The sequence below is a fragment of the Microvirga sp. P4_A5 genome (assembly GCF_056402495.1).
In genome coordinates, this window is the sequence record NZ_JBFUHH010000140.1 from 1 (window position 1) to 8,576 (window position 8,576).

Genomic DNA, 8,576 nt, shown 5'->3' on the forward strand with positions numbered 1-8,576 from the left:
GCACCGAACATCCCGCGCGGCCTCGCTCTTCTGCGAAAGCAGGGCTTCAAGTTCGACATCATGGCGACGTCGTTCTTCGTCTCGCGCCGCTCGATCCGCCCGTCCGTTCACGGCGGCATGCCGTTCTGGCAGGACAAGCTGTTCATCAGCCTCGCCAAGTCAGCCAGCGACGCCACCGACTTCTTCCAAATTCCCACCGGGCGCGTGGTTGAGGTCGGAACTCAGGTGACCGTCTGAATTCGCTTTGGGTTMGTTGATGCGGAGAAAACTGGAACGTCTCAAAATGGCACAACTCGGAAGTTAAGCAGATGTCCGCTTTGGAGCGGCAATCCATAATCACATGCAAGGCTACACTGCTGATCTCGAAGCTTACGCTTCAAAATCGCTCACCAGATCGGGCCTCATTTCGCGAACCATGCGGGGTAGAGTAGTCCCGATCCTAGACAGCGTCTCAGGGCTCGCAACGAGCTCCTCGTATTCGTGGGCATAGCGCCATCGAACAAAGGCCCTTGCGGCATCCCGAAGTTCAGACTCCATGCTCAGTATGTCCGTGTATTCGTAGACCTCATCGACTCTGCCTCGTAGCTCCGGCGAGAGCTGGCTGTAGAGCACATCAAGCTTGTGCTCACACCCGTCGTAGCAAGCGAACCTCGACGGTGCCGCGCCTAATGGCGTTCTTTCACCTGATGGAACTTGCGGCTTCTCCCAGCATGCCGGGCAAAGAGTTGCGGTAGCAAAGCCCAGATAGGCAAGTCATCTCCCCGCAACTCGCAGCTCAATTTAATGGATACTCCGAGGGAGATCTTCGGACCCGGCTCGCAGCCCCGGAGGTCACAGAGCCACTTTTGAGCGCCAACGAAAGTTCTTTTCTAATTTCAGAATGGAACGGAAAGTTTGAATCGGTCAAGTGGCGCGACCGTTCTCCTCATCTCCGCGTGCCAAGATGTGGAACTCGCCTGAGAAGAGCAAAGACAGGGGCGGTCTACACGAGCACTCGAGACGATATGGACAATGGAAGCTTTGAAGGCTCGTATACCGAGTTGCATCGTGGGCAGCACGATCATGGCAAAGCTCGCTTGGTCGAACTCGCTAACTCACCGGTATTTACCGTGCCTCATGTTCTTGACCTTCGGTGGTGAGCCTTTCGGATCAACTGGGGTTACTGGTGACACCGTTGCTTTCTAGGGCTGACCCGTGTAGCAGTGCCTCTCGTGAAACTCAGAGTTCACTGTGCCAGCGAGACGCTTGATTCCAGCGGCGGCCCTTGCGCGCCTCCTCGACCAGACCTCACGGACGCTGCACTCCCTTGGCTTCGCCGCCGACCTATTCCCGGCGCAATGGACGGCTCTTCGCTATTTTGCATCAGCTGAGCCGGCGCAACGAACCGCAAGTGCCTTGGCTCGGTTCCAGGGCCTCGCTGTCGGTCCGGTGACACGGACTGTGCGCACGCTCATGGCCAAGGGCTATGTGGCGAATGTCGAAGGGCGGGGACGCGGTCGCGCCCGGCAGGTTGAATTGACAGAGGCCGGACGTGTGCTCTTGGGCGACGATCCTCTCAACCTGCTCTCGGACGTCATTGAAGAGTTCGATGGACCACATCGGCTTGCTCTTGCCAGTGCCTTGGAGCAGATTCTGCGCCGCCTCCAGTCGAACAAAGCAAATCACACAGATGAGGGCGACTAGTGGTCCTTGCCGTTTATCGCGGCAATCAACAGTGCCTCGTCGAAGGGCTTCACAAAGACCCTCTCGGCCCCCCATATCTCGGCAAGCGAGGTTGCAGTCTCAGTGGTCATGCGAGGACCACCGCCGGTCACGGCGAATACCCGCAGTTTGGGCTGCTGGCTTCTGAGACGCTTGATGAGCGTGATTCCGTCGACTCCCGGCATCCAGATATCGGTGACCACCACATCGAAGGAGCCGGACGACAGGACCTCCAGAGCCTGCTGGCCATTCTCGGCGATGCTGGTCGTGAAGCCTGCGGCATTCAGCGCAATGCGGATCGACTCACGCACGGCAAGGACATCATCGATAATCAAAACGTGTTGCGAGTTCTGCATCGCTATTGCCATCCCCTCTTGTCGCTCTCAGCCTCGCCGGCAGCGTGATGATGATCCGGGTCCCCTGGCCCGGCTCTGACAGGATGTCGATAGATGCACCCCATCCGTTGATAATCCCATAAACGACCGGCAGGCCGAGCCCGGTTCCGCCACCTGGACCCTTCGTAGTGAAGAACGGCTCGAACGCATGACGACGCGCTTCGGGAGCCATGCCTTCGCCATCGTCAGCGACGCATAACACAGCCCCTTGCTCATTCTCATGGGCGGTCAGAGAGATTGCGATGCGCCCGGCTCCGTGGAGAGCGTGAACGGCATTGCTGGCCAGGTTGCTGATGACCTGCAACACCTCGCCAACCGGAACGGTGATTCCTTCCACCTGATCCATGGTCAGATCGAGCTTGATCGCAGCCGGGATGATCGGGCGCACCGCATCGACTGCTTTCTTGAGAGCCCCCCGGAAAGGGATAATCGGACTTACCTGAGGTGCAGGGCGGGCAGTCGCCAGGACGCTGGCAACGATCTCCTGGGCACGCAGCCCCGCATCTTCGACAAGTCCCATCTGGTAACAGCGCTCATCGCTTGTATCGAGGCTACCGCGAACCCGGCGGGTAAGGTTGATGATCGGGTGGAGCAGGTTGTTGATCTCATGCGCAACGCCGCCGGCAAGCTGCCCAAGAGCCACCATCTTTTGCTGCTGAAGGTGCCGCTCGCTCAGAAGCGTCTCCTTGGTCACATCGCTGAAAACGCCGCGATGCCCGCAATAGCGTCCGTTGCCGTCGAAAGAAGGGGCTCCGCTGAAGGAAAGGTGCCGGAATCCCCCTGATGGTTCCCAGAGCCTCAGCACGGCGGAACGGAAGGCACGCCGTTCGTGCAAGGCTTCCGCCAAAGCTGTCAGACTCCCCTGATCGGGAAATCGCGCCGCCCGGCGAAGGCCCGCAATGAAATCCGCCTCAATCTCGAGCCCAAGGGTCGCGCTATCGAGACGTCCCGTCAGATAGGCCAACCGTCCCTGCGCATCGCATTCCCAAAAGCTGTCAGAGGCGCTGTCGGCAAAGCTGCGGAAGCGCGTCTCACTCGATCGCGCCTCCCGGAGAAGCTTTCGCTCCCGAGCCTGAATATCGAAGGAGACCACGATCCCGAAGATCAGGAGCGAAAACCCCGCGCCCCAGTAGACGGCATTCACGGCGATAGCGTCGGGATTCAGGCCGCTTGCTGCATCGAGAGACAGACGGGCCGCGCCGCCGCCAATCGCGGGGAGCCAGCACAGGAGGAATGCGGAGGCGCGCCGCCACTCATAACGCATCATCGCCAAGGCCATGGCCACTCCGGCCGCCAGCGCCATCAGCCCAATATAGGATGAGTAAAGCCGGACGATCCGCATGTTCATCAGGAATTCGATGACGACCAGGACCGCGCAGGCGGCGATAAGCGTAACGGCGAACCAGTTCGCCAGCGCAAGGTGAGGCATATGGGCTCGCACCTTCAGATAGCAGGCTTCGAACGATAACCAGGCGGCAAAGACCAGCAGCGAACTTGCCAGTGAGGCCATCCGCGAGAGATCGAACGCACCTGGAACCAGCGCGGTTTCGAGAATGGCCCGGTCGGTCACCACATAGGCGACGAACGCTAGGACGAGCGCGCTCAGCCGCAGGAGGGCGCCATCCTTGAGAGCCCAACCGATGGCACACAAATAGGCGAACAGGGCGAACTGCGCACCAATGAGGGCGCCGAAGGCTAGAGACTGCTGACTGTAGGTTGCCGTGTAGGCGCGGTGCGACTCCAGCCAGAGCAGCGCACGCATGGAGGAGTGCGTCTCGACACGAAGGTAGACCACACGCCCGGGAATTTCCGCCCCATCGAGACGGAAGGCGGGATAGCGCAAAAGAGGACGGCCAGCGGCGTGATCGGCCGACGGACTCCACTCGAGCGAACGCCATCCCGACGCGACCGGCAGGTAGAGAACGGCGCGTAAAATTCGCGATTCATGCAATGACAAGACCCAATCCAGACCGGGATCGACATCAGGGATCCTGACCCGAAGCCAGAATGCCGCATGGGCGGACGGGCTCACGCCGCGGTTGGCCGCCTGTCCGTTCGCCGGCATGAAGAGTGCCCCATTCGCGGCAACCGCCTCGATTTGCAACTGGCCCGTCGGATCGACGAAATGATCGGCCGTAATGCCCATGGCAATCCTCTCGGGATCGACCGCCTGGGCTGAGGCAGGACCCGAACCGGGGCCGACGGTCAGGATCAGGAAGACAATCCAGAGCAGTGCATGGATAGAGGCCTGTCGCGGCCGGAGCGGGAATCTCATCTTGCGACCTGGGAGGGGAATCGGCTGGCACTCTAAGGTAGTACTCCGTTGACCGCTAGGCACGTCGCTTTTATAGCTCAGTGAGCTAGATAGTTTTGGCGGGGCATTCTTGTAGAGGCATTCGTGAGCGGCTGCGGTGCAGACTTTGGTAGCGCTCGTGAAGTGCACTGAAGCAGCGCCAAGGCTGCAAACGCCTAAGAATTTTAACCTCCTCTTAAAGATGGGCACTGGGCAGCCGGATGCGTGAGCAGCAATCGTTTAGGTGGGTTTGCGGGCTCCCGCATGCTCTTTTTGCGCCCGGGGACATGAGCCGGCAATCGTGCCGAGCGCTTTTGCGCCAGCCGCAATGTCGAGTCGGGCGCTCTCGCGGCGTCGATTGCACCAGCAGTCCCATGCGGTGGAATGCACCGACAACAAAACCACAGCTGCGATGATGGCTTGCGGCGCGATGCCGAGCGCGCTGCCCTGACGCGCCGCTTCATTCCGGATCAGCACCGAAAACTATTGGAACACGAGCCCTAAAGTGGGCTCCCCATGGGGGACTACAATGACTTTGATAGCGGCCGAGAAGATCTCTCAGCTCAAAGCTGGCATTGACCAAGCGCTAGGTCGGATCGAAAGCGCTCTGTCTCTGCAAGTACTGGCGCAGAAGCTGCCCTTTGTCGGAGCGAAACTGAAGGAGGCCTTCGACGCGGCGGAGTCGACCGTCAATCAGATTGGCGATCTGAAGGAGACGATCTTCAAGGCTCTGAACGATCTTAACAATTCGCCCGAATATCTTGAGGCGACCGTCGAGGACGCCATTAACGACGCGCTGCAGGCAGCCTTTTTCCTTGAGACTGTCGCCAATGTCATCGTGACTGGCACAGATGTCCGGATCGAATTCACCTGCAACGAGGCGAGAACCGTCACACTTGACCTCGCTTCCGATCTTGGTCTCGGAGGGCTGGGGATCAGCACTTCCGGCCAAGCGCAAGTCGATCTCTCCTGCCAGTTCAACTTCACGGTGGGTGCGGATGCCAGCGGAACCGACGCCTTCTACCTCGTGACGAATGGTGGAGCGCCGGAACTGGCACTGGGAATCAGCGTCACGGCTCCGCAGCTTGCGGCCGATGCGTCCCTCGGCTTTCTCAACTTCAATGCCGCGGACATGGGTTCGTCCCTGACCGGGAGTTTCTCCGTCGATCTCAAGGATGCCGATGGCGAGTTGCGATTGTCGGATCTTGGTAGCGGCGCGGACATTCTCGATGCCAAGTTCAGCGGGCAGGCTGACATCGACATTCACCTCTCCGGCGACATGGGCGAGGAGAATCTGCCGAAGATCAGCGCGGACCTTGCCGTCGACTGGGCATTCGACAACTCGACCGTCAATCCGGATGGCGGCCAGCCCTTCGGCGGCACGCCGAAGGTCGTGTTCAATAATGTCAGCTATGACTTCGGCACCTTCGTCGAAGATTTCATCAATCCCATCCTAGCCCATCTCGATCCGGTGCTACAGCCGATAGACAAGGCGCTTGCGATCTTCCGCACTGACCTGACGTTCCTCAAGGCCTTTCCGAACTGGGAGGGAATCTTCGACAAGGCGGGTGCGAGCAATGGCGGCGTCGATGCTGCGGACCACAAGATTACGCTCATCGACTTCATCAAGATGGCGCAGCCGGAGGCCAATCTGACGACCGCGGTCGAGTTCATCGACCTTGTCGACGACATCGTGGACTGGGCCGCCTTCTTCCAGGGCAAGACATTCGGTCCCGACGAGTACGATCTCGGATCGTTCGAGATCCTGGAAGACATCCGAGACGCATCGTTCCTTCTTGGCGACGCCGCTCCCCAGGCTCTAAGCGGGGCTCAGAACCTTGCCGGCTTCCTGGGTGAGTTGATCAGCGGCAACTACGCGGCGGTCGATTCCAGCGGCAGCGGCAAAAGCGGCCAGGACATCCTCAAGGAAATGCTCCTCGGTGATTTCTTCAAGTTTCCGATCCTGAGCAATCCGCTCGAGGCTTTCAAATTCCTTCTGGGCGGGCAGACGGACCTCTTCACGCTCGACTTGCCGGCGCTGTCCCTCAATTTCGGGGGCGCGCTTGCTTCGGACGGAAGTCCGCTTGGAGACCTCGCCAATCTTGCCGTCTTCCCGGTCTTCCCCGGAATCAATATCAATCTCGAGGGCGCCATCGATGTCGCCATGGATATGGCCTTCGGCTTCGACACCCGCGGGCTCCTTCAGTTCAAGGAGAGCGGGTACACGAACTACGCGTCGGTCTTCAACGGTTTCTTCGTCAGCGACCAGCAGCTGAACGGCGTCGACGCGCCAGAAGTCTCGCTCTCCGTTCTGCTCCAACTCGCCGTCGAGGCATCGATTCCCTTCGCAACCATCGGCGGAGCCGGCAATATCGCCGGCCAGATCCTTCTCAACCTCAACGATCTCGTCAATGGATCCACCGCGGACGGAAGGATCTACCTCGATGAGATGGGCAATGCCCTGCTCACGAATCCCTTCGGCATCTTCGACATGTCGGGCCAGATCACGGCGGGCTTCGCAGCCTTCGTGAACGTGGCAGGTTACGATCTGTGGCGCTATAACTCGCCACGCTACACGATTGGCGGCTTCTCCTTCTCGGACGTGCCACCCATCACAGCCGATGGAACTCCGCCTCCTCCGCCCGACCTTGGCGCCGTGGAGAATGGCGTCCTCGTCCTCAACATCGGCGACAGAGCCCATCTTCGCGCRACGTCGAACAAGATCGATGGCGCCGAGAGCTTCGAGATCGGCGGCTCCGACGATGTTTCCGTGCTTGCCTTCTCGCGAATGCAGAGCTTCGAGGGCGTGACGGGCATCGTGGCCAACGGAGGCGCGGATGACGATGCGATCCTGCTGGCGCCGGATCTCGAGATCTCGGCAACGCTCGACGGCGGCGGCGGGATGGATCATCTCTACGGTGGCGCGGCCTCCGACGTGATCCGCGGTGGCGAGAGCCGCGACTATCTTTTCGGGCGTGCCGGGAATGACCTGTTGGAGGGTCAGAGCGGAGACGATGTCCTCGACGGCGGCGCGGGTGGCGACACCCTGAACGGCGGCGGCGAGTTTGACATCGTGACATACGAGAAATCGACGGCAGCCGTCTTCATCGACCGGGAGACCGGGGAAGCTCACGGCGGGGACGCCGAGGGCGACACCTATATCGAGGTGGAAGTCTTCGAGGGCTCCAACGTCGGCAACGACACTATGCTGGGCCATGCCGGGGCCGATATCTTCCTCGGCATGGCGGGCGACGACCGTCTCGAAGGCCGGGCAGGAAACGATGCGCTCCTCGGTGGAGAGGGCATGGACGATCTCCAGGGCGGCATCGGCGACGACACGCTGCACGGCGGCGGCGGCAACGATACGCTCGATGGCGGTGATGGGGGCGATGTCCTCAAGGGCGGCGCTGGAGACGATCTGTATTTCGTCAATCACCAGAACGACACGGTCCACGACAGCGACGGAACGGGCGCCGGCGGCCACGACCGCGTCGAGACGTCCGTCGATTTTGCCCTAGCCGAGGGAAGCGGTATCGAGGAACTCGTTCTCGCAGGCGCGGCCCGTGTCGGAACCGGCAACAGCGACGGGAACTTGATCATCGGCACGTCCAACGCCGACACGCTGAACGGAGGCATGGGCGTGGATAGTCTCGAAGGTGGCGGCGGCGACGACACCTATGTCTTCGACAGCCTGGGCGACCGGCTTGTGGAATTGGCCGGCGGCGGTACTGACGAGGTCCGTATTGTGACCGGTGGCATTTCTGACGGTGCAACCTTCTCGCTCGACACGGATTGGGGCGCGCAGGTCGAGAACGTGACGCTCGCGGACGACACCCACGGCATTAACCTGACCGGCAATAGCCTCGACAATGTGCTGGCCGGCAACCGCGGGGCCAACTTTCTTCGGGGCTTGGGGGGAAATGATACGCTTGTCGTCGGCCCCAGCGGCGCGACCAAGGACGATACGCCTTTCGAGGAAGTGCATGGTGGTGAAGGTTTCGACCACCTGGTGGTGGACTGGTCCGGGCTGACGGAGGCGGCGTATCTCGACGGCGACTATGCCAGCATCGACGGCTATTCCAGCTCGAGCACGATCGGCGGCTACGCCCGGCTCTACCATTACGGCGTCGAGCGCTACACGGTCACGACGGGTTCGGGCAACGACACGATCGAGACCGGCGCCAACC

General features: G+C 60.7%; 6 protein-coding genes. 3 read left to right on the plus strand and 3 right to left on the minus strand.

The window, feature by feature from the left end:
• Window positions 1-237 (plus strand): KUP/HAK/KT family potassium transporter (locus AC1DVM_RS21655; protein ID WP_477257947.1); only part of this gene is annotated, 237 nt, incomplete at its 5' end.
• Between the two features lie 1,215 nt (window positions 238-1,452).
• Window positions 1,453-1,683, plus strand: a complete 231-nt coding sequence (locus tag AC1DVM_RS21660) for a hypothetical protein (protein WP_477257949.1) — start codon at window positions 1,453-1,455, stop codon at window positions 1,681-1,683.
• Here AC1DVM_RS21660 and AC1DVM_RS21665 read toward each other — a convergent pair.
• The 3 genes from AC1DVM_RS21665 to AC1DVM_RS21675 are packed head-to-tail and all read right to left on the minus strand — an operon-like array spanning window position 1,680 to window position 4,866.
• Window positions 1,680-2,012 (minus strand): response regulator, encoded by a 333-nt coding sequence (locus AC1DVM_RS21665; protein ID WP_477257951.1) that lies wholly within the window; start codon window positions 2,010-2,012, stop codon window positions 1,680-1,682. The two genes, AC1DVM_RS21660 and AC1DVM_RS21665, sit on opposite strands and share 4 nt — an antisense overlap.
• Before the next feature lie 10 nt (window positions 2,013-2,022).
• Window positions 2,023-4,599, minus strand: coding sequence for an ATP-binding protein (locus AC1DVM_RS21670; protein WP_477257953.1), 2,577 nt, complete (start codon window positions 4,597-4,599; stop codon window positions 2,023-2,025).
• A gap of 30 nt (window positions 4,600-4,629) precedes the next feature.
• Window positions 4,630-4,866, minus strand: coding sequence for a hypothetical protein (locus tag AC1DVM_RS21675; protein ID WP_477257955.1), 237 nt, complete (start codon window positions 4,864-4,866; stop codon window positions 4,630-4,632).
• A gap of 52 nt (window positions 4,867-4,918) precedes the next feature.
• On the opposite strand from AC1DVM_RS21675, the gene AC1DVM_RS21680 reads away from it, so the two are divergent.
• On the plus strand, window positions 4,919-8,576 hold a 3,658-nt coding region (locus tag AC1DVM_RS21680; RefSeq protein WP_477257957.1), incomplete at its 3' end, for a calcium-binding protein.